This is a genomic window from Providencia sp. PROV201, assembly GCF_028479545.1.
Taxonomy (GTDB): domain Bacteria; phylum Pseudomonadota; class Gammaproteobacteria; order Enterobacterales; family Enterobacteriaceae; genus Providencia; species Providencia huaxiensis.
The window spans coordinates 62,731-84,876 of the sequence record NZ_JAMPNW010000005.1; the positions used below are offsets into that span (position 1 = coordinate 62,731).

At 41.6% G+C, this 22,146-nt stretch carries 18 protein-coding genes; 14 read left to right on the forward strand and 4 right to left on the reverse strand.

Features of this window, described 5'->3' with window-relative positions; translation table 11 throughout:
* Positions 1 to 8: 8 nt before the first annotated feature.
* Positions 9 to 3,389 (forward strand): mechanosensitive channel MscK, encoded by a 3,381-nt coding sequence (gene mscK, locus PR809_RS05840; protein ID WP_206275916.1) that lies wholly within the window; start codon positions 9 to 11, stop codon positions 3,387 to 3,389.
* On the opposite strand, the gene PR809_RS05845 is transcribed toward mscK, so the two are convergent.
* Together PR809_RS05845 and priC are read right to left on the reverse strand one after the other, a co-directional pair.
* Positions 3,390 to 3,566 (reverse strand): DUF2496 domain-containing protein, encoded by a 177-nt coding sequence (locus PR809_RS05845; RefSeq protein WP_166265695.1) that lies wholly within the window; start codon positions 3,564 to 3,566, stop codon positions 3,390 to 3,392. It lies immediately after the preceding gene.
* Between the two features lie 18 nt (positions 3,567 to 3,584).
* Positions 3,585 to 4,133: a primosomal replication protein PriC gene (priC, locus tag PR809_RS05850; protein ID WP_102139397.1), complete on the reverse strand. Its 549-nt coding sequence runs from the start codon at positions 4,131 to 4,133 to the stop codon at positions 3,585 to 3,587.
* Between the two features lie 142 nt (positions 4,134 to 4,275).
* Here priC and apt point away from each other — a divergent pair, with 142 nt between their 5' ends.
* The 9 genes from apt (at position 4,276) to PR809_RS05895 (ending at position 14,871) form a co-directional block, all read left to right on the forward strand.
* Complete coding sequence (apt, locus tag PR809_RS05855; RefSeq protein ID WP_102139444.1) at positions 4,276 to 4,827, forward strand: adenine phosphoribosyltransferase; 552 nt, start codon at positions 4,276 to 4,278, stop codon at positions 4,825 to 4,827.
* A 112-nt stretch (positions 4,828 to 4,939) separates the two neighbouring features.
* On the forward strand, positions 4,940 to 6,883 hold the full coding sequence (gene dnaX / locus PR809_RS05860; protein WP_206275917.1) for a DNA polymerase III subunit gamma/tau: 1,944 nt from the start codon (positions 4,940 to 4,942) through the stop codon (positions 6,881 to 6,883).
* A 48-nt stretch (positions 6,884 to 6,931) separates the two neighbouring features.
* Entirely contained in the window at positions 6,932 to 7,261 is a 330-nt protein-coding gene (locus PR809_RS05865; RefSeq protein ID WP_004260403.1) for a YbaB/EbfC family nucleoid-associated protein, read from the forward strand.
* On the forward strand, positions 7,261 to 7,860 hold the full coding sequence (gene recR, locus PR809_RS05870) for a recombination mediator RecR (RefSeq protein ID WP_102139395.1): 600 nt from the start codon (positions 7,261 to 7,263) through the stop codon (positions 7,858 to 7,860). Before PR809_RS05865 ends, recR begins: the two co-directional genes overlap by 1 nt.
* Before the next feature lie 493 nt (positions 7,861 to 8,353).
* A complete protein-coding gene (htpG, locus tag PR809_RS05875; protein ID WP_195698830.1) occupies positions 8,354 to 10,222 on the forward strand; it encodes a molecular chaperone HtpG in 1,869 nt (622 codons plus the stop codon).
* Positions 10,223 to 10,414: 192 nt separating this feature from the next.
* Positions 10,415 to 11,059 (forward strand): adenylate kinase, encoded by a 645-nt coding sequence (adk, locus tag PR809_RS05880; protein WP_102139393.1) that lies wholly within the window; start codon positions 10,415 to 10,417, stop codon positions 11,057 to 11,059.
* Positions 11,060 to 11,240: 181 nt separating this feature from the next.
* Positions 11,241 to 12,206: a ferrochelatase gene (hemH, locus tag PR809_RS05885; RefSeq protein ID WP_102139392.1), complete on the forward strand. Its 966-nt coding sequence runs from the start codon at positions 11,241 to 11,243 to the stop codon at positions 12,204 to 12,206.
* Positions 12,207 to 12,329: 123 nt separating this feature from the next.
* The gene (gene wzz(fepE) / locus PR809_RS05890; RefSeq protein WP_181490076.1) at positions 12,330 to 13,451 is read left to right on the forward strand and encodes an LPS O-antigen length regulator Wzz(fepE); all 1,122 of its coding nucleotides are present in this window, start codon (positions 12,330 to 12,332) and stop codon (positions 13,449 to 13,451) included.
* Between the two features lie 106 nt (positions 13,452 to 13,557).
* The gene (locus PR809_RS05895; protein ID WP_102139442.1) at positions 13,558 to 14,871 is read left to right on the forward strand and encodes an inosine/guanosine kinase; all 1,314 of its coding nucleotides are present in this window, start codon (positions 13,558 to 13,560) and stop codon (positions 14,869 to 14,871) included.
* Positions 14,872 to 15,213: 342 nt separating this feature from the next.
* Here the strand turns inward: PR809_RS05895 and eutH are convergent, their stop codons facing one another.
* Together eutH and PR809_RS05905 are read right to left on the reverse strand one after the other, a co-directional pair.
* Positions 15,214 to 16,464 carry an ethanolamine utilization protein EutH gene (eutH, locus tag PR809_RS05900; RefSeq protein ID WP_102139391.1) on the reverse strand — a complete coding sequence of 417 codons (1,251 nt, stop codon included), beginning with the start codon at positions 16,462 to 16,464 and terminating at the stop codon, positions 15,214 to 15,216.
* A gap of 22 nt (positions 16,465 to 16,486) precedes the next feature.
* On the reverse strand, positions 16,487 to 17,926 hold the full coding sequence (locus PR809_RS05905) for an FGGY family carbohydrate kinase (protein ID WP_102139390.1): 1,440 nt from the start codon (positions 17,924 to 17,926) through the stop codon (positions 16,487 to 16,489).
* Between the two features lie 241 nt (positions 17,927 to 18,167).
* Between PR809_RS05905 and PR809_RS05910 the strand changes: the two genes are divergently transcribed.
* The 4 genes from PR809_RS05910 to PR809_RS05925 all read left to right on the forward strand — a co-directional run bounded on the left by PR809_RS05910 (position 18,168) and on the right by PR809_RS05925 (position 22,067).
* On the forward strand, positions 18,168 to 19,568 hold the full coding sequence (locus tag PR809_RS05910) for an NAD(P)/FAD-dependent oxidoreductase (protein ID WP_166265683.1): 1,401 nt from the start codon (positions 18,168 to 18,170) through the stop codon (positions 19,566 to 19,568).
* Entirely contained in the window at positions 19,565 to 20,794 is a 1,230-nt protein-coding gene (locus PR809_RS05915) for an NAD(P)/FAD-dependent oxidoreductase (protein ID WP_102139388.1), read from the forward strand. The genes PR809_RS05910 and PR809_RS05915 overlap by 4 nt, the downstream gene beginning before the upstream one ends.
* A 35-nt stretch (positions 20,795 to 20,829) precedes the next feature.
* Complete coding sequence (locus PR809_RS05920; protein ID WP_102139387.1) at positions 20,830 to 21,606, forward strand: DeoR/GlpR family DNA-binding transcription regulator; 777 nt, start codon at positions 20,830 to 20,832, stop codon at positions 21,604 to 21,606.
* Positions 21,607 to 21,716: 110 nt separating this feature from the next.
* Entirely contained in the window at positions 21,717 to 22,067 is a 351-nt protein-coding gene (locus PR809_RS05925) for a DUF1937 family protein (protein WP_102139386.1), read from the forward strand.
* Positions 22,068 to 22,146: the final 79 nt, after the last annotated feature.

Sequence of the window (22,146 nt, forward strand, 5' to 3'; positions counted from 1 at the left end):
ATGCCATTATGATGAAACAACAATGGAAGTGGCGGCAGTTAGTATCGATAACACTGTTTTTTTTCATCATATCTTTTTCCAGTTCAATTACGGCATTAACATCAAATAACTTACCTGATAAGAATGAAATAAAAAGTGCGCTCAGCGCATTGAATAAAAAAAGTTCACTCAGTGAAGAAGATAAACTTGCTCTCGCTGATCTGGAAAAAACCTCAGATTTTTATAACGAGCTGGATAAACTCGAACAGCGAACGGCTGAACTGCAAAAAAAACTGAGTAACGCGAATGAAGAATCGAAACAAGCAGCACAAGGTTTGTTGCAAATAAAAAATGAAAATGAGCAGCGCACCGAAAATTTCCTACGAAAAATACAAGATAGTTCTCTTTCACAATTAGAAGCATTACAAGCCTCTTATTTAGAAAATCTGCAAACAGAACAAAATGACCTTGCAACCTATAGTAGCCAATTAATTGGCTTACAAACGCAGCCTGAAAGGGCACAAGCGATGATGTTGGAAAATGCGAGGCGCTTACAGGAAATTCGTAATGAGCTAAATAGTTCATTGAATGAATCTGTGAATTTAAGACCAACTCAAATTACCATGCTGCAAGTTGAACAGTATTTATTGCAGCAACAAAATGAATATCAAAAACGTATTCTACAGGCTAACACTCAATTACAAGATGTGCTGCAAAAACAGCGTGATTATACCGCCGCCTATATTGAGCAATTGGAACATCATATTCAGCAAGTACAAAACGCGATTAGCCATCGTCGCCTAAATGACTCCCAATCAACAGTGCGTGAAGCGTTGAGTACTTCTGAAACCGATATTGAAGCGCAACAGAATCCCATTATTCAAAAAGAAATTGCGATTAATAATGCGCTCAGTGACCGTTTAATCGCAGTGACAGAAAGTAGTAATAAACTGGTGCAAAATGGTATTCGAGTGAAAACATGGCTTGAAAGAGCGACGCAGTCAGAACGAAATCTAAAAGAACAAATTAATGTATTACGCGGTAGCTTATTGCTTTCACGAATTTTATTTCAACAACAAATTGATTTGCCTCCTGACATTTTAACTAAAAATTTACCTACAACGATTGCCGATTTGCGGCTTGAACAGTTTGATATTAACCAACAGCGTGATGAGCTTTACCAACCTAATGATTATATTACGAAGTTGGAACAGCAATTTGAGATAAAAACAGGGGATGAGCCAGCAAATAGCACATTATTATCAGCTGAAGATAAATCCTCGTTATTGAAACTATTGGAAGTACGTCGGGGGTTATTAGACGAACTTAACCAGCAGCTTGGTGGGCAAATTTCGCAAGCTATCAACTTGCAATTGGATCAAAACCAATTATTGAGTGTGGTGAGTTCTCTTGAAAACACATTAGCCCAGCAAATATTTTGGGTGAATAGTAATAAACCAATTGATTTGGAATGGGTTAAAGGTTTCCCTGAAGCCGCAGCAACACAAATTAATAGCTTTGATTTTAGTTTATCGAATCGCAGTATTAAACGGGGAATGAGTAATTCACTGTTAGTTGTTATTCCACTTGTATTGGTCGCGCTGTTGTTTATTTGGTTTAACCGTAAAATTAATAATCGATTGCAAGATATTGACCAACGGCTTTCCAGTTTGCGTAACGATAGTGTGTTAAGCACACCTTTTGCGCTACTGCTGACATTAATGCAAACCTTACCTATTTCACTGTTTTTACTGGCATTTGGCTATTGGTTCTTGAAAACAGGAAATGTACAAGGGCCATTCTTCTGGCAATTTTGCCAACAGTTGGCGATATTTTGGGCATTATTTGAGCTGACTTTTCGCGTGTTAAAACCGCAAGGTATTGCGCGAAAACATTTTGGTATCGAAAAAGAGAAAATATCCCAGACGCGGCGCCAAATGCTCCGGTTATCGATTCCGTTGGTACCACTCATTTTCTTCTCCACTTATGGGGTTACTAACCCACTGAAAGTGTCTGAGGACGTGATAGGTCAGTTGATCGTGCTGGTTTCTCTTATCCTGTTATGTATCTTTACTGTTCCTTTTTGCAAACAAGTTTGGCAAGAGAAGGGTAGCCACTTAACGCGTAGTATTGTCGTGACATTGCTGACATTTTCGCCATTAATTTTAGTGGGCTTAATGATGGCAGGCTACTACTACACCACTTTACGCTTAGCAAATCGTTGGATAGACAGTTTATACCTGTTATTGCTGTGGTATATCACTTATAGCGCATGTTTGAGGGGGTTAACATTGGTTGCCCGTAAATTGGCGTATCAGCGTGCTATTGAGCGGCGTGCGATGTTGAAGCAAGAAGAGGTTGAGAACGAACCTATTAAAGAACCCCCAATGACCATTGAGCTGATTAGCCAACAATCGTTACGTCTCACCACGATGGTGTTGTTTATTATCTTTGCATTGGCGTTTTACGCAATTTGGTCTGATTTCATCACTATTTTCTCTTTCTTAGATAGCGTGAATTTGTGGAGCTATACCGCCACATCGGCAGATGGGGGAAATATCTTACAATTCGTCACGTTAGCGAATTTAATTTTGGCTCTGGTGATCATTATTGTTGCTTGGGTGATGACGCGAAATCTCCCCGGGTTACTGGAGGTTTTGGTCTTATCGCGGTTAAAACTTCGTCAAGGCTCCACTTATGCCATCACGACAATATTGACTTATATTATTGTGGGAATTGGGGCGATCGCCTCATTAGGGATGATTGGTGTCACGTGGAACAAGCTGCAATGGTTGGCGGCAGCCTTAACGGTCGGGTTAGGGTTTGGTTTACAAGAAATTTTTGCTAACTTTGTTTCAGGGATCATTTTATTGTTTGAGCGGCCGATCCGCATTGGCGATACGGTCACTATTGGGACCTATTCAGGAACAGTCAGTAAAATTCGCATTCGTGCAACAACGATCGTCGATTTTGATCGTAAAGAAGTGATCATACCCAATAAAGCATTTGTGACTGAGCGGTTGATCAACTGGTCGCTATCAGACACCGTTACACGTATTACGATTGCGATCGGGGTAGCGTATGGTTCTGATCTTGATAAAGTAAAACGCGTTTTACTATCTGCCGCAACCAGTAACAGTAAGGTAATGACGGAACCTGCTCCCAATGTTTATTTCACCAGTTTTGGCGCGAGCACGCTAGATCATGAATTGCGTTTTTATGTGCGGCAGATAGGTGACCGTGGTGTGACCAGCGATGAAGTGAACCGTGCGATAGATAAATTATGTCGAGAAAATGATATTGATATTGCATTCAACCAGTTAGAAGTTCATTTGCATAATAGCAAAGGGGATGAAGTGCAAGAAGTGAAACGTACACCAAAAGACAGTGATGACAACCTACCAAGTTAATTAGATTTCATCTGTGCGGGTGGCTTGTGCCGCCTGCATCTGTTTGGAAATATAATCATTTTTAACAATATCAAGAGCTTTTAATACAATATCGGCTTCAATATCTGAATTCTCGAGTAAATAAATCAAATCAACGGCAAGTTGTACTTCTTGTGGGGCATCTTTGAGCGAATTCATAGCGTTCCCTTCTAATATTTAATCAAAGTATTGATTTTCTTGATGTTCAATGGCTTTTTCAATGCGCAAAAGTGCTTGGCGGCATCGGTACAAACGGCCTGCGAGTACAGCGAGTTCTTTTTGGCATTGGTGCTGCAAACGGTGGTCGGTTAGCTCACTTAAATGAAGTTCTTTTTCACTCACCATGGCTTGCAAGCGTCGTTCATAGTCTTGGTGTTGTGATAAACGTTCATATAAATCAACCTGTTCCCTTTTTTTAGTGAAACTAGACTCTTTTTCACGTAAAGTTTGTGTAGAGATCTCTCGTGAAATTGCCTGCATTTGATGGACAATTTTCTCAGTCAGAAAATTGACCTGCTCGCTGTGGTTTAACGTTACGCTATGGCACAATTGCTGGTATAAGGTCTGTAATTCGTTTTGGCAATCACCCAAACGGGTTGATTTGCGACTAAACAATTGCATATCGAAGCGTGAATGTGAAAACTCAAGATCCTTTATGGGTTCCACTCGTGTTTTCAATTCATCAATTTGCTTTTTTAACGCGTCCAAAAGAGCGGGAATTTTCATTTTTTGTTCTCATTAAGTGTCAAAAATAGCGGAATATTGATATTCAGCAACAAAACTGATGCCAAATTGACGGCTTCTTATTGCATTTTTATGGTACTTTACATAGATTCTACACTTTCGTGTTTACTACATGGCTTTTATTATGACCGCTAAAGAGCAACAACTGCAATTGATTAAAGAAAGTATCGCATCGATTCAAAATTATCCAATCGAAGGCGTGATCTTTCGTGACATTACGACTTTATTAAATAACCCTGCTGCATACCAAGCAACGATTGATATGTTAGTGGAACATTATCAAAATAAAGGCGTCACTAAAATTGTAGGAACTGAAGCGCGTGGTTTCCTATTTGGCGCGCCAGTTGCATTACGTTTAGGCGTAGGTTTTGTCCCTGTGCGTAAAAAAGGGAAATTACCACGTGAAGTATTGAGTATGACTTACGACCTTGAGTATGGCACCGATACGCTTGAGATCCATAAAGATAGCATCAGCCCTGAAGATAACGTCTTAGTTGTTGATGACTTACTCGCGACCGGTGGTACCGTGGAAGCAACGGTAAGAATGATCAAACAGCTTGGTGCTAATGTTGTTGATGCGGCATTTATCATCTGTTTACCTGATCTTGGCGGCGTTGAACGTCTACAAAAAGAAGGTGTTTCTTCTTATAGCCTTGTTGAGTTCCCAGGCCACTAATCTTTATTTTCCCTCTATTTTTATCACAGCCTCGCTGTATAGGTTGAGGCTGTGGTAGCATGGTACTATGATTATATATATTCACGTACCATGTTAAATGACAGTGGAATCCATGAGCTATCAGGTACTTGCCCGTAAGTGGCGCCCCCAAAAATTTTCAGACGTTGTTGGCCAACAGCACGTTTTGACTGCACTCGCTAATGGGCTAACGCATCAGCGGCTTCATCACGCCTATCTTTTCTCAGGTACACGTGGTGTAGGGAAAACGACAATTGCGCGCCTATTTGCTAAAGGTCTTAATTGTGAAACAGGGATCACCGCCTCGCCTTGTGGACAATGCGCTAATTGCCTTGAAATAGAACAAGGGCGATTTGTCGATTTAATTGAAATTGATGCGGCTTCCCGTACCAAAGTCGAAGACACTCGTGAATTATTAGACAACGTCCAATACGCACCCGCACGTGGGCGCTTCAAAGTTTATTTAATTGACGAAGTACATATGCTGTCTCGTCATAGTTTCAATGCGTTGTTAAAAACCCTTGAAGAACCGCCTGAACATGTGAAGTTTTTATTGGCGACGACGGACCCGCAAAAACTCCCCGTGACCATTTTGTCTCGCTGTTTGCAATTCCATCTAAAAGCGTTAGATGTCACGCAAATCAGTGAGCAACTTGAACTCATCCTAAATGCAGAAAATATTGAGCATGACCAACGTGCTCGCCAGCTGATAGCAAGAGCGGCTGATGGTAGTTTACGTGATGCATTAAGCTTAACTGACCAAGCCATTGCGATGGGGCAAGGGAAAGTCACGGCTGATATTGTCAGCCAAATGCTAGGAGCCCTTGATGACGAGCAGCCATTAGCCATTATTGAAGCACTAGTACGTGCCGATAGCATGGCGGTAATGGAGCAGGTGGAGCAAGCTGCCAGTCGCGGAGCGGATTGGGAGAACTTGCTGGTGGAAATTTTGTCGCAATTACACCGTATCGCGATGATCCAACTGCTTCCTGCTGAACAAGAAACAGACCCGTCATCGACAGAAGGGCGGCTACGGCAGGTCGCAAGGGTCATTTCCCCAGCAGACCTTCAACTGTTTTACCAAACGTTATTAGTCGGAAGAAAAGAACTCCCCTATGCCCCTGAGCGGCGTATGGGGGTTGAAATGGCACTATTACGTGCATTAGCTTTTCATCCTAAAAATGTGATTGCTGAAATTGAAGCACCGCCAAAAGTTATTCCACAAGCCGCTGTTCAATCTGCACCGTCTGCGGCATCAAATATGACGCAAAGGGTGCCTCCGACACAAGCGCGAGCAGAAAATCTGCCAGACAATAGCCCAACGTTACAGTTATTGAAGGCTAGACAGGCGTTACAATCTCCACAAAGTGAGGATCCTAGCCCAAAAAAGGCTAAACCGGTGACGCCTGAAAGGGCTAAGCCGGCGGCATCAGCACTGGAAAGGCTGGCCGCCGTGACCAGCAAACATCAACAAAATGTGGTTAATAAAGCGTCTCAGGCGGCAAAACCACAAAAACCAAAGCAATACCAATGGAAGCCTCAAAATGAAGAGGCGATGGCGCCAAAAGAGGCAGTGACAACGCCAAGCGGGATCAAAGAGGCGTTAGAATATGAAAAAACGCCTGAGTTAGCCGTTAAAATTATTGAGGAAGGGCGAGTTCGTGACAGTTGGTCAGGGAAAATTGCAAAATTAAATATTCCCAAACTGGTTGAACAATTAGCTTTGAATTCATATATAGAAGAGTTAAGCGAGTCGCAAATTGTTTTACATTTGCGCTCGGCTCAGAAGCATCTCGATAAACCATCGGCACACAAAGCGTTGGAAGAAGCTCTGAGCGAACTATATGGTCGTACTGTTGAACTGAAAATCGTTCATGATGATAATAGCGAGGTGAAAACCCCGCTAGAATGGCGACAGGCGATTTATGAAGAAAAACTGGCACAAGCGCGCCAGTCTATTATTGCGGATAAAACGATTCAAAAACTGCGCTCAATGTTTGATGCGCAATTAGATGAAGAGAGTATTCGCCCCGTTTAACGCTACAGTCTCATTGTTAAGCTGTAGCCTCAGTTGTGAGAGATAACTATGTTTGGTAAAGGTGGATTGGGTAACCTGATGAAACAGGCCCAGCAAATGCAAGATAAAATGCAAAAAGTTCAGGAAGAAATCGCTCAACTCGAAGCTACAGGTGAGTCTGGAGCTGGCTTAGTTAAAGTGACCATTAATGGTTCACACAACTGCCGTCGTGTTGAAATCGACCCTAGCTTGCTTGAAGACGACAAAGAAATGTTAGAAGATTTGATTGCCGCGGCATTCAATGATGCTGCACGTCGTATCGAAGAAACTCAGAAAGAAAAAATGGCGAGTGTTTCCAGTGGTATGCAATTACCACCAGGCTTTAAGATGCCATTCTAATGCAAACAAGTCCGCTTCTTGAATCGTTGATGGAAGCTCTGCGCTGTCTTCCGGGGGTTGGCCCCAAGTCAGCGCAGCGAATGGCTTTTCATCTTTTACAGCGTGACCGTAGTGGTGGAATGCGTTTAGCACAATCACTCACTCGAGCCATGTCTGAAATAGGCCACTGTCGTGATTGCAGAACATTTACAGAACAAGATGTTTGTAATATTTGTGATAACCCACGCCGCCAACAGAATGGCTTAATTTGTGTGGTTGAAAGCCCCGCAGATATCTATGCAATCGAACAAACCGGGCAATTTTCCGGCCGCTATTTTGTACTTATGGGGCATTTATCACCACTTGATGGCATTGGCCCTATGGATATCGGTCTTGATAGGCTCGAAGAGCGTTTGGCGTCAGAGACGGTCAATGAGGTGATTTTAGCAACTAACCCAACGGTAGAAGGGGAAGCGACGGCAAATTATATTGGGCAAATGTGTGGCCAATATGGAGTGGCGGCGAGCCGAATTGCACACGGGGTGCCTGTTGGCGGAGAACTGGAGCTTGTCGATAGTACGACGTTATCGCATTCGCTCTCCGGCCGCTCTCGATTGTAATATCCTCGTCATATTTCAAGCTGTAGGGGTGTTGGCTGCACTCGGCGACTCGGGTCACATACTGATGTATGCTCCCCGAGATCTCCTCATTTGCCGCCTACCTACAACTTGAACTATTTAGAGGATAGTATTGATTTCGTTTTTCTAAAATCACCCTACAGAATTCAGTTACTAATTTAAGCCGTAGGGGGCTGCACTCGGTGACTCAGGTCATATACTGGTATGCTCCTAGGGATTAACGCATTTGACGCCTAGCTACAGCACAAATTATTTAGAGGATATGTTTGGGGGTGATTAAAACGATCCCTTTCATCAACTTCCTTTAGAATGATGACGGATGTGATTATTTTCTTTCTAATCATTAGCTTTTGGTTCTGATGGTTTAAATTTTTTGTTCTTTTCGCTTGAATTTCTGTTTTTCGCCCCCAACTAATCTGCATCGATAAGTCAAACCTATCCAATTAGATTGATGAAATAGAGGCGATTAATGAGTATGAAAGGACAGGAAACGCGTGGTTTCCAATCAGAAGTTAAACAACTCCTCCAATTAATGATCCACTCTCTTTATTCAAATAAAGAGATTTTCCTACGCGAATTGATCTCCAACGCATCAGATGCGGCGGATAAACTGCGTTTTCGTGCATTATCTAAACCCGAACTGTATGAAAACGATGGTGAGCTGCGCGTGCGCATTAGTGCTGACAAAGACCAAGGTACATTGACCATCAGCGATAACGGTATCGGTATGAGCCGTGAAGAGGTGATTGAAAACCTCGGAACTATCGCGAAGTCCGGCACAAAAGCATTCTTAGAATCATTAGGTAGTGACCAAGTCAAAGATAGCCAAATGATTGGTCAATTTGGTGTGGGCTTCTATTCTGCATTTATCGTGGCTGACAAAGTAACGGTACGTAGCCGTGCGGCAGGTGCTCCTGCAAATGAAGGTGTGTTCTGGGAATCTGCTGGTGAAGGTGAATACACCATCGCTGATATTGAAAAAGCCGAACGCGGCACCGAAATTACCTTGCATTTGCGCGATGACGAAAAAGAATATTTGGATAACTGGCGCTTGCGTTCAGTGATTAGCAAATATTCTGACCATATTGCTTTACCAGTTGAAATCGAAGAAAAAAATGAAGAAGACGGTACGGTCACTTGGGAAAAAATTAACCAAGCAAAAGCATTATGGACGCGTAGTAAGTCTGAAATTTCAGACGAAGAATATACCGAGTTCTATAAACATATTTCCCATGACTACGCAGACCCGCTGACATGGAGCCATAACCGTGTAGAAGGTAAGCAAGAGTATACCAGCCTGCTGTATGTACCTTCTAAAGCGCCATTTGATTTATGGAATCGTGACCAACAACACGGCTTGAAACTCTATGTTCAACGCGTATTTATTATGGATGACGCAGAACAGTTCATGCCGAATTACCTGCGTTTTATTCGTGGGGTGTTGGACTCCAATGATTTACCGTTGAACGTTTCGCGGGAAATACTGCAAGACAGCGCATTAACTCGTAGTTTGCGCAGTGCATTAACCAAGCGCGTCCTGCAAATGCTGGAAAAACTGGCTAAATCAGATGCAGAAAAATACCAAACCTTCTGGCAACAATTTGGTTTAGTGATGAAAGAAGGCCCTGCGGAAGATATGGCAAATGGTGAAACTATTGCTAAACTCCTGCGTTTTGCAACGACTCATACTGATAGCAGTGTACAGAACGTCTCTTTAGACGATTATGTAAGCCGTATGGTTGAGGGCCAAGATAAAATTTACTACATCACGGCAGACAGCTATGCAGCGGCAAAAGGCAGCCCGCATCTTGAGTTATTCCGTAAAAAAGGCATAGAAGTCTTGCTGTTATCTGACCGTATTGATGAATGGATGATGAATTACTTATCGGAATTCGACGGTAAACAGTTCCAATCCGTAAGTAAAGCCGATGAGTCATTAGATAAGCTAGCGGATGAAAACAAAGCGGAACAAGAGGAAGCTGATAAGCAATTAGAGCCCTTTATTGAGCGCGTTAAGTCATTCCTTGGTGAGCGTGTTAAAGAGGTTAAACTCACGCATCGCTTAACGGATACACCTGCAATTGTCACGACAGATGTAGATGAAATGAGTACACAGATGGCGAAACTGTTTGCAGCAGCAGGACAAGCCGCGCCAGAAGTGAAATATAACTTCGAATTGAACCCAACGCACCCTTTGGTTAAAAAAGCAGCTGAAGTCACTGATGAGTCCGTGTTTGCTGATTGGGTTGATGTCCTGTTGGATCAAGCATTATTAGCAGAACGTGGTACATTGGAAGATCCAAACCTATTTATACGAAAAATCAATGAATTACTTCTAAAGTAATTTAATCTAGTATTTTCGTTATTGAGCATAAACCACGCTTTTGCTTGTGCTTTAGCGTGGTTTTTTTCTTTTGCGAAAAAAGATAAATGCGAAATCGTTTACGTGTGTTCTTGAGTAAAGCGGCATGCTAATGGTATGGTAGCTTGTTTTCTTTTCAAATTATAAAAATCTAAATAGCAAGGGGTTTACGCAATGCGTATCATTCTGCTTGGCGCTCCAGGCGCTGGTAAGGGCACTCAAGCTCAATTTATTATGGAAAAGTTTGGGATCCCTCAAATTTCAACCGGTGACATGTTACGTGCCGCTGTTAAATCAGGGAGCGAACTTGGTTTACAAGCTAAAGAGCTGATGGATAACGGTAAATTAGTTACTGATGAATTAGTTATCGCATTAGTTAAAGAGCGCATCAAACAAGATGACTGCCGCAATGGCTTCTTGTTGGATGGGTTCCCCCGTACTATCCCTCAAGCGGACGCCATGAAAGAAGCTGGCATCACTGTTGATAACGTGCTGGAATTTGATGTACCTGATGAAATCATTGTTGAGCGCATCATTGGTCGTCGTGTGCATGCACCATCAGGCCGTGTTTATCATATCAACTTTAACCCACCAAAGGTTGAAGGCAAAGACGATGTAACAGGTGAAGAACTAACCATCCGTAAAGATGACCAAGAAGACACCGTACGTAAGCGTCTGGTTGAATACCATGCATTAACTGCACCTTTAATTGCGTATTACCAAAATGAAGCTAAACAAGGGAATACCAAGTACTTCAAATTAGACGGTACGCGTAAAGTAGCAGAAGTTAGTGAAGAACTGGCGAAAATTTTAGGTTAATATTTGTACTTATCATGATGTGTATTGCAGTAATAGTCACTGCAATTCGAATTATTTTAAGTATAAGGTATTATATGGAGGCAGCGATGATCGCTGCCTTTGTTTTTTATACCACTTGGTGACAAAAATCGTTAATTAACTGTGCTAAAGTTGGGAATAATTATCAATTAGGAGTTGTTTCATGTCAGAAAAAAAATACGGCATTTTGTTAGCTAACCTAGGAACCCCTGATGCCCCAACGACCTCAGCAGTGAAACGCTATTTAGCCGAATTTCTTAGTGATAAACGCGTTATTGATGTACCCCGCTTGATTTGGAAACCCATTTTGCATGGGGCGATTTTACCGCTTCGTTCTTCTAAGGTAGCGAAATTATACCAATCTATTTGGTTAGAAGGTGGCTCGCCATTACTGGTTTATTCTTTACGTCAAAAGCAAAAGCTCGCTGAATTATTGCCGAATACTGCCGTAGAGATAGGTATGAGTTATGGTTCACCTTCAATTAAAAGTGCGGTGGATAGCTTGCTAGACCAAGGCGTGACCGATTTAGTGGTACTTCCACTGTATCCACAGTACTCCTGTACGACAACTGCAGCGGTGTATGATGCATTAACGAGAGCATTTGCAAGCAGACGTACCATTCCAAGTGTGCAATTTATTCGGAGCTATGCGACACATCCCGCTTATATTCAAGCGCTAGTCAGCTCGATAGAAGAAAGCTTTGCTCTGCATGGTGAGCCAGATAGGCTTATATTGTCTTTCCATGGTATTCCGCAGCGTTATTGTGATACCGGAGATATTTACCAGCAAGAATGCGAAAAAACGGCGGAGGCACTCCGTGAGGCGCTGAATTATCCAAGTGACAAAGTCATGCTTACCTACCAGTCACGTTTTGGACGTGAGCCTTGGTTGATGCCTTATATGGATAAAACGATGCATGAATTACCCGCGCAAGGAGTAAAGTCAGTTCAGGTCATTTGCCCAGGGTTTTCAGTTGATTGCTTAGAAACATTAGAAGAAATTAGCGAGCAAAATAAAGAGTTTTTTATGAGTAGTGGCGGTAATAAATATAATTACATACCGGCGTTAAATGATAATCCAAATAGTATTCATATGATTAATTCAATAATTCAAGATGTACTGAAATAAGTAATTCAGTAAATTAATGCAGAAAAGTTTGCTTATCGATATATCAATAAGCTGATTATAGACTATAATCACTTATCTGAAATTATAAATGATTGAATGAATGTTATGTCTTTTGGAATTAATATGAGCAATAAGCAGCAGCCACCACAAGGTAATATAGAGCAGAAGTCGTCTTCTGCTCATCAATTTCATATACAGCAAAACGATGAAATTGATTTGATGGCCTTGTTTTCCATTTTGTTAAAACATAAATTTTTGATTCTTATATTTACGATTGTTTGTATTGGGGTAAGTGTTGGTGTTGTTAAGTTATTACCTCAAAAATGGAGCAGTACTGCTATTGTTATTCCTCCTGCATCTGAAGAGCTTAAAGAAGTCAATGCATTTAAAGCGCAATTGGATGTCTTAGATATTCCTATTGATCTCAGTGCTCAACGTGTTTTTACTGCATTTATTGACCAATATCGTTCGAAAGTTAATCAAGAGAGTTATATAAGAAGTACTGAGTATTATCATAATCTTGCAGAGAAAATTGACCCAAAAGATGATGTTATCGCTCAGCAAAGGTTAGTAAACTCAATCATTTCTAATGATATTAAAATTCAAGATCTCTCAAAAGAGAAAAACAGTACTTCAAGTGATATTGTTTTGAGCTTTACTGCCCCTTTGCCAACGGAAGCCCAGGACTTACTTGAAGGTTATATTCGCTATAGTGCATCGAAAGTAAGGCAACAGTTAAAAGTTGAAATCGACAATATGATTTCAGAGAAACTTATTTATGCCAGTGAGTCACTAAAACGCGAAGTCAGCAAAATTCAAACGGAATACGATGTTAAGGTTGAAAGGCTTAAACGAGCTGTTGATATTGCAAAAGCGGCTGGAATTGAAAAGCCGATAGCCAGCGATTCTGTTGCTATCAATGATGACCCTGATTACCCTATTGCGTTAGGAACTGAAGCTTTAGAGAAAAAATTACTGATCGAAACCCAAAATCGTGATTTGGCATTGATGAGCGAAAACCTACAAAACCGTAAAATTTATATTGATGATTTACAAGAGTTAACCAGTAAAGAATTAAATTTTACGCCAGTTAAATTTATTTTAACGCCAGACTTACCGTTGCATAAAGATTCACCAAAATCATCGTTAATTGTTGCATTAAGCGCAATACTTGGTTTAATTTTGAGTTGTGCATTTGTGTTAAGTCGGGAACTTTACCGCGATTATAAATATCAAAATCAGTAAAATAACTTCCAAATGACAAACAATGGAGCCAGTGCCTTCTTTGCAGGTGCTGGCTTTACTTTATCGTGCTAGAATAGGGCGATGTTCCATTGTTAATCTTCTAATTATGAAATTCCCCGGTCAACGCAAGTCAAAACACTATTTTCCTGTTAGCCTCAGAGATCCTTTATTACAGCCTTTAAAAGAAACATTGGCGGATGATGAGAATTGTAAGTCCTATATCGTTGGTATCGATCAAACACTAGTCGATATTGAAGCGAAAGTGGATGACGATTTCATTCAGCGCTACCAGTTGAGTAAGGGACATTCATTGGTTATTGAAGATGATGCCGCTGAAGCTTTATATAAAGAACTTACAGATAATGCATTGATTACTCATGAGTTTGCGGGTGGGACAATTGGCAATACACTGCACAATTATTCAGTATTAGCCGATGACAGATCTGTGTTATTGGGCACAATGTGTAATAACATCCAAATTGGTAGCTATGCCTATCGCTATTTATGCCACACCTCAAGCCGTATGGATTTAAATTTTCTACAAGGTGTGGATGGCCCTATTGGGCGTTGTTTTACCTTAGTTACTGAAAATGGCGAGCGAACTTTTGCTATCAGTCCAGGCCATATGAACCGCTTGCACCCAAATAGCATTCCCGAAGATATCATTGCGGGGGCTTCCGCGCTGGTTTTAACGGCTTATTTAGTCCGCTGCAAACCCGGAGAAACTATGCCGGATGCGACTATGCAGGCTATTGCGTATGCGAAAAAGCATAATGTTCCCGTTGTGTTGACGCTTGGAACTAAATTTGTCATCGCTCAAGACCCTCAGTTCTGGCGTGATTTCTTAGCGGAACATATTTCAGTAGTTGCAATGAATGAAGATGAAGCACAGGAGCTGACAGGGCTGAGTGACCCATTACTTGCCTCTAATATGGCATTAGACTGGGTCGATTTAGTTTTATGCACAGCGGGCCCGTCAGGCTTGTATATGGCTGGCTATACGGAAGACGCTTATAAACGTACGACGCAGCACCCACTATTGCCGGGGGCGATTGCAGAATTTAACTTATACGAGTTTAGCCGAGCAATGCGTCAGCAAGATTGCCAAGTTCCATTACGAATTTTCTCACATATTGAGCCATACATGGGCGGGCCTGAGAAAATCATGAACACGAATGGGGCGGGAGACGGGGCTTTATCTGCATTACTTCACGATATTACTGCCAATTCTTACCATCGCTCTAATGTGCCTAATTCCAGTAAACATGAGCGCCAATACTTAACTTATTCATCTTTAGCCCAAGTGTGTAAATATGCTAATCGTGTAAGTTATCAAGTATTAACTCAGCATTCGCCTCGCTTGACTCGTGGCTTACCTGAAAAAGAAGATAGCTTAGAAGAATCTTATTGGGAACGTTAAAGCGAAATAATTCTCATTTTAATTAATGATATCGATTTTAAGGCACTTCAATATAATTGTTATTGAGGTGCCTTTATTTTTGAACAATTATTTTGATGAATTGTTGTCACTAAATTTTATTAATTGAAGTAATTATTTACATTCAAATTATGTATCTATAAATAATGTAATGGTTAATGATGACTAATATAAATAACCATATAGTGAGTGCAATGTTAATAATTGATGAGAGTTTGAATTAATTTCAGACCAATAAATAAAAGCTGCATACTACTTTATGAGTATTCATATTTAGCATGCAGCGAGTTGTATATTTAAATATATAAATATGGTTAATGTTAATTAATGTTGCTTCGCAACAGCGAGTTCACTTTCTTCTTTGGCTATTTCAGCCGCTTTTATATCTTCAGCTTCATAGCGCATTGCTTGTGGCACTGATATTTTAATCGCAATAAATACCGCTAAGAAGCCACCAACCAACTTACCAAGCAGAATAGGTAAAACAAGCGTGGGTTGGAAATTGGCCGTGAACGCAAGGTGGTCACCGATGGTGGCTTGCGCACAAACACCAAATGCAACGCAGAGTACTTTGTCTCTAGCTCGCATTTCTTTGAATAAATGATAAGTTGCAATAATGTTTGCCATAACCATAATAAAACCCAAAGACCCGGTATCACTCAGTTTTAAACGGTTACTTAATGCACGTACTAAAGGTTTACAGTAGCGTTGGAATAAATAACAAATTGGGAATGTACCCGCTAACATAATACCGATATAGCCCGCAATCTCGATGGCGCGGAATAACTCATTTTGGTCCGCAAACAGTGGGTCGAAGCCCCATGCCCCGAAAACTTTAGTGAATACCCCGGTAAAGTGTTCAACGATTGAAAATGCTAAGACTAATTTGACGAATGCATCCATGATTTTACCGAAAATCAGGAAACCCGTTACCATTAACATTGGGCGATATTTTAGCCCAGCAGCTAATAAAAAACAGAATACAAACAGCGGCATCAAGTATTGCAACATGGTAAAGAAATCTAAGGTTAATTGATGTGCTGCCGGTGAGTTCGTAGAGATAATATCCCTGACAGGAATATTATTGAACGTAATTAATAGCAGTGAAGCGAGTACGCCAAATGGTATTGAGATCAACCCAGCCATTGCACCAAGCGCAAGGTATTTATGATCTTTGCGATTTAGCATTGTTAACCCTACTGGGATCAGGTAAACAATAGTGGCCCCAGAGGTATAACCGATCAACATTGCGGTGATCCACATGTCTCGATTCGTCGTCAGTGCATCGGCTAGTTGGTAACCGCCCATGTCAACTGCAATAATCGATAAGGCCGCAATGGAAACGTCTGATCCAACAGAGGAAAAGACAGGCCCAAGAATGTAAGAGATTAACTGTGAGAGTAGTGGAACTGCAGCCATGATCCCCGCTTGGGCAAGAAACACGGGACCAATAGAAAAGATCCCGTTAACAAACTCTTTTCCAAGATCGCTGGTGGGTCTGACAATGGATGCGACTGCGCCAATGATGGCTCCGCACATGATCAAGTAAATAATGTAATTTCCGAATTCAGCCATGGTAGGGTTTCCTTTTATTATTTTAGTGTCTTAATTGGCGAGAACGGGCAATGATGTCGCGATATTGTTCCATCACACCTTGCATGTTCGTTCCATCAGGATGTGTCACAGTAGCGTTGCGTCTTACCGCCATTTCGTGAGTGATACCGATGCCTTTGCGAGCCAGCAAGGCTGCGCCTAGTGCGGTGACTTCACGGTTTGCTGGTGCTTCAATGTCTTTCTGTAATAAATTCGCTAAAAATTGTTTAAAATATTGATTTGAAGAAAGCCCTCCATCGACTGAGATTGATTGGCCTAACGGTGAAATTTTTTCCATTGCAAAAATAACTTCAGCGGAGCGCGCTGCGATGCCTTCCAAAACAGACTGCATCATATCTTTTTTGTCAGTATCTAATGAAAGCCCCGCCCAGAGACCCGCAGCACTGCGATCCCAGTATGGGCAGCCTAAACCAGATAACGCTGGGACAAAGGCGAGACCACGTTTAATCGCAGATTCAGCCCTGAAATCACCAAGCTCATCGAATGAGTCAAATAAACCGATTTTGCGAGCCCAATTGATGGCAGACGCTGCGTTGTACACGCCACCATCTAAGCCAAATACAGGGGGTTGATTGGGGAACTTCCAGCAGAGTGTGGGTAGTAAACCGCTGTCATGAGTTTGTGGTATATCTGTACCAGTCAATGCTTGCAAAAAAGCGCCTGTACCGAAGGTAATTTTTGCATCACCTTTTTCACGACAGCCATGGCCAAATGTGCCAGCAAATTGGTCAACAATAATGGCTGTGACTGGTGTGAGATGCCCATCGAGATTTACTGCACCAAAATCACCGATGTTATCTTTAATTGGTGGTAAGCAGTGGATGGGAACACCAAAAATGTCACACAGTTCTTGGTCCCATTCTAATGTATGAATGTTGAGTAATGACGTTCGAGATGCTGAGTTATAGTCGGTGACGAATACGCCACATAAACGGTCGAGAAAAAAAGCATCCATCGTACCGATACGTAGTTTATTTTTATCCGCTAATGTTTTTGCTCCGACGACATTTTCAATTATCCACCCCATTTTGCTGGCGGAAAAATACGGGTCGAGAGGTAATCCCGACTTAGATTGCACCAGTGGCTCTAACCCTGCCTCTTTGAGCATTGAGATGGTTTTCTCTGTCCGCAAGTCTTGCCAGACAATGGCATTGTATAAAGGACGCTTGCTGTCCGCATCCCATGCCACAATACTTTCACCTTGGTGACAAAGCCCAATAGCATCAACAACTTCACAGCTGTGTAAGCACTTAATGATGTTTGCCAGTATTTCCTCTGGGTCGTGTTCAACCCAACCACTATTCAATGTGATTTGCTTATGAGGAATGCTCATAGGGGAGTGGTAATGGCCGCCTTCTTCAAAGACAACGACCCGGGTTCCCGTTGTTCCCTGATCGATAGCCGCATAACGTTGATTGAGCATCACAGTATTCCCAGTGTTATAAATGTTGTAAATAGGTCTGTTTTTTTGCTTACTATCGTTTAATCGGAAATAAAATCCACAAAAAACTCACAGCAAGTTTCACTAATGTGACAAAACTCACAATAAAGTAACAATGTGAGTAAGTTTTTGGTTGTTGTTGTGCTTTGTGTTGTTTTAATTATTGTGATTGTGGGAATTATGTGGTTTTATGTGTGCAAGTTTTAAGTTAAGGATCTCAGCCATGGAAATTAATAATAAAAAGATTTGGGATGTCATTGTCATCGGCGGTGGTGTCATTGGCTGTGCAGTGACACGCAAATTCACACTGATGGGTGCCAACACGTTGTTACTCGAACGTGGAGGTGACATTCTTTCGGGAGCAAGTAAGGCAAATAGTGCGCTATTACATACAGGTTTTGACGCCACACCAGGGAGTCTAGAACTTGAGTGCATGCAAGAAGGGTATCGTGAATTCATTGAAATCAGAGAAAAAATGAATTTACCTCTTCTTGAAACAGGAGCATTAGTGGTTGCATGGAATGATGAGCAACTCAGTAAATTACCTGCGATAGTTGAGCAAGCGCACACTAATAATGTATTAGATGTGACAATTATTGATAAAGAAGAACTCTATCGTAGAGAACCACATTTAGCACAAGGCGCACTTGCGGCCGTTTCTGTGCCAGGTGAGGCGGTTATCGACCCATGGAGTACACCACTTTCGTATTTAACACAAGCTGTGAAACATGGGGCTGAATACCGTTTTCATTGTGAGGTAAGCGGTGGAGCACTCAATGATGGAATATGGCGTTTAACCACATCAAAAGGTGAGTTTTCTGCCCGTTTAGTCATTAACTGCGCAGGGATCAACGGGGACATTGTTGAATCAATTTGCCACCCATCACCGTTCCAAATAAAACCACGTAAAGGACAGTTCCTCGTTTATGATAAAGCCGCAGCAGCAGATATCAATGCGATTATCTTGCCAGTGCCAACGGCTATCACAAAAGGTGTTTTGCTATCAAAAACCATCTTTGGCAACCTCTTACTTGGCCCAACAGCGGAGGAACAAGATGACCGTTGGAAGGCAGAAGTAAAACAAGAAGTCCTTGAGGACTTAATTGCCCAAGGTTCACGTATGTTACCTTCATTGCACAATTACAGTGTGACCGCAACCTATGCGGGGTTACGTCCTGCCACAGAAGAAAAGTATTACCGTATTAATGATTATCCTGAAAAACAGTGGATATGTGCGGGGGGAATTCGTTCAACAGGCTTAACTTCGGCTTTAGGGGTGGCAAGCTATCTTGGTAAATTGTATCAAGAAAACTTCACACCACTTTTTGAATTATCACCGCCAGAAGCACTAATTTGGCCAACCATGCCAATGATTTCTGAATATCATCAGCGGGATTACCAATGCAAAAGCAATGGCGGTATTGTTTGCCATTGTGAATTAGTGACTCAGCGGGAGATTGAGGCCGCATTTGATTCGGATATTCCTCCCGAATGTTTGGGCGCTTTACGCCGCAGAACGCGAGTGATGATGGGGCGCTGTAATGGGTTTTATTGTAGTAGCCAGGTGGCTGAAATCATTAATGGTCGTTTCGACCACACACTGGCAGTGGAGGCCGTAAAATGAGTTTAAATTATGATGTGATTATCATTGGCTCGGGCCCTACTGGTGTTGCTGCTGCACAGGCTTTGCGTCGTCGCGGTATTCAAAATATCGCCATTATTGAACGTGAAGCGCAGGCAGGAGGCGTTCCGCGTCATTGCCAACACCCAACTTTTGGCATACTCGCATTCAAGCGCCCGATGAAAGGCAATCAATTTGCAGAAAAAATTGTTAATCAACTGGGAAATACACCAATTTTCACCCGTAGTACGGTAACGGCACTGCAGCCTAATGGAAAATTAACAGTTTCAACACCAGAAGGCCTTGTTGAAATGCAAGCTAAGCGGGTTCTGATAGCGACTGGGGTCAGAGAAACACCTAGACACCCGCGCTTAGTTTCAGGCTTGCGCCCTCAAGGGGTATTAACAGCCGGGGCATTACAGCAATTTGTTTATCTAAATGGTAAGAAGCCTTGCCGCAATCCAGTGATAGTAGGCAGTGAATTAGTGAGTTTTTCTGCATTATGGACACTAAAAAATGCAGGTGTTAAAGCCCAAGCGATGATTGAAAGTGGCGAACGGATTTTAGCGTTTAAACCCGCGACTTTATTTGCCAAAGCGATGGGAACCCCCGTTTATTTGAATAGTAAAATTACTGAAATTGGTGGATTAGATCGCGTGGAATATGTGGTTATTGAAACCAAAGGTAAAAGCCACAAAATTATGTGTGATTCGGTCATTTTTACGGGACAATTTGTTGGTGAAAACACCTTAATCCGTAAAAGCCATTTGGGGTTTGATGCGGCGACAGGAAAACCGGTAACAGACCAATATGGGCGTTGCTCAGATGCTAGTTATTATGCTGCGGGCAATATGTTGCATCCGGCCGATATGGGTGACCAATGCTATCAAGAAGGTTTAGTGACAGGAGGGCGGATAGCAGACGATTTATTAGCGAATCATCATCAACAACAATTGAAAGAAACCCAACATATTCCTGTGCAGTTTGACTCGAAAATTTGTTTTAGTGTTCCTGCATGTATTGATATTGATAATTTATCAGTGCGACAAATTGATTTTAATATCAAAGTTGAACAACCTGTGAGCGGAACTATTCGAGTTATGGCAGGAAATACCCTGTTATATGAAAAACGCCATCGCTGTTTACCAACACGACGTATTTTACTGAAAAATATTGATTTAACAAAAATACAACGGGACGCTACTGAAATTAGTATCACTGTTGTATAGTGCTGGAAAGTTAAATGGTTAAGAAGGATTAAACTATGTGTGAGGGACGTTCCTCAAAAGTACGTCATCAAACCATCATTGAGCTGCTTTCTACTCAAGGGCAGGTTTACGTACAGGAGCTTGCAAAACATTTTAATGTCGCGCAAGAAACTATCCGTCGTGACCTTAGTAAACTTGAAACTCAAAAGTTACTGAAAAAAGTCCATGGTGGAGCCGTTAATATCCAGTCAAAATTTGAGCGTAATTTTACGGAAAGAGCACAAGCCGCGGTTGATGAGAAAAAAGCGATTGCAGCAAAAGCGGCTGAGCTGATAAAACCTGGAGACACATTGTTTATTGATTTTGGCACAACCACCTTTGAATTTAGCCAAAGAATTAAGTTGATTGATAATTTAACCGTCATTACGAATTCGCCTTTATTGGCAAATACGTTACAAGAAAACTCAACCATCGAAACAATTTTGATTGGTGGGCAATTTAATGCAGCGCAAAATGCATGCTTAGGTGCGATTGCACTAAAAAATATTGCTGAATTTTTTGCTGATTACGCAGTGATTGGCGCAGGGGCGATACACGCGCTGCATGGTGTGATGGACCAGCACGTCGATGAAGCTGCGATTGCGCAAAAGATGATGGAAAATAGCGATAAATTAATGGTATTAGCGGATGGCACAAAGGCCAATAAGCATGCGATTAATTTTGTGACAAGTTGGGAAAACATTGACTATTTGGTGACAACCAGCAAAGAGTTTAAATTACCTGAAAATAAAAAACACCCTAAAACGAAGATTATTGTTGCGGATGTTGAATAAGCTTTAATTTTTATCATTCAATTATAAACACTCCCTATGAAATATATTTAATTATTTTTCATAGGGTTACTTTACCTAAAATTTGATTAACGCCAATACTAGGAATTATTATGAGCCTCTATTTTATTGCTTGCCCTTATTCAGACCCCGATAGCAATGTTGTGGAAATGCGCTTCCAAGAGTGCACTAAATTCGCGGCAGAGCTTGCGCTTAAAGGTATAGCAACTTATAGCCAAATCACGATGACCCATCCTATTAACCAGTACCTTGCCTCACAAGGACAAAAAGTCGCTTGGTCTTCTATTGATATGGAATTTCTAAAGCGTTGTGATGGGTTAATTGTGCTGACATTACCGGGGTGGGAGAAGAGCGGTGGTGTTGCAGCGGAAATTCAATTTTTTAAAGACCAAGGGTTGCCGGTTTGGACAGGGGATGAGTTCAAAGAACAAATGGCAGAATAACGTTTATTTATCGCTATCTTGATGATCCATGACGTTTTATCGTCATGGGTTTTTTTGTGCACAAAAAAGCCGTAACCCA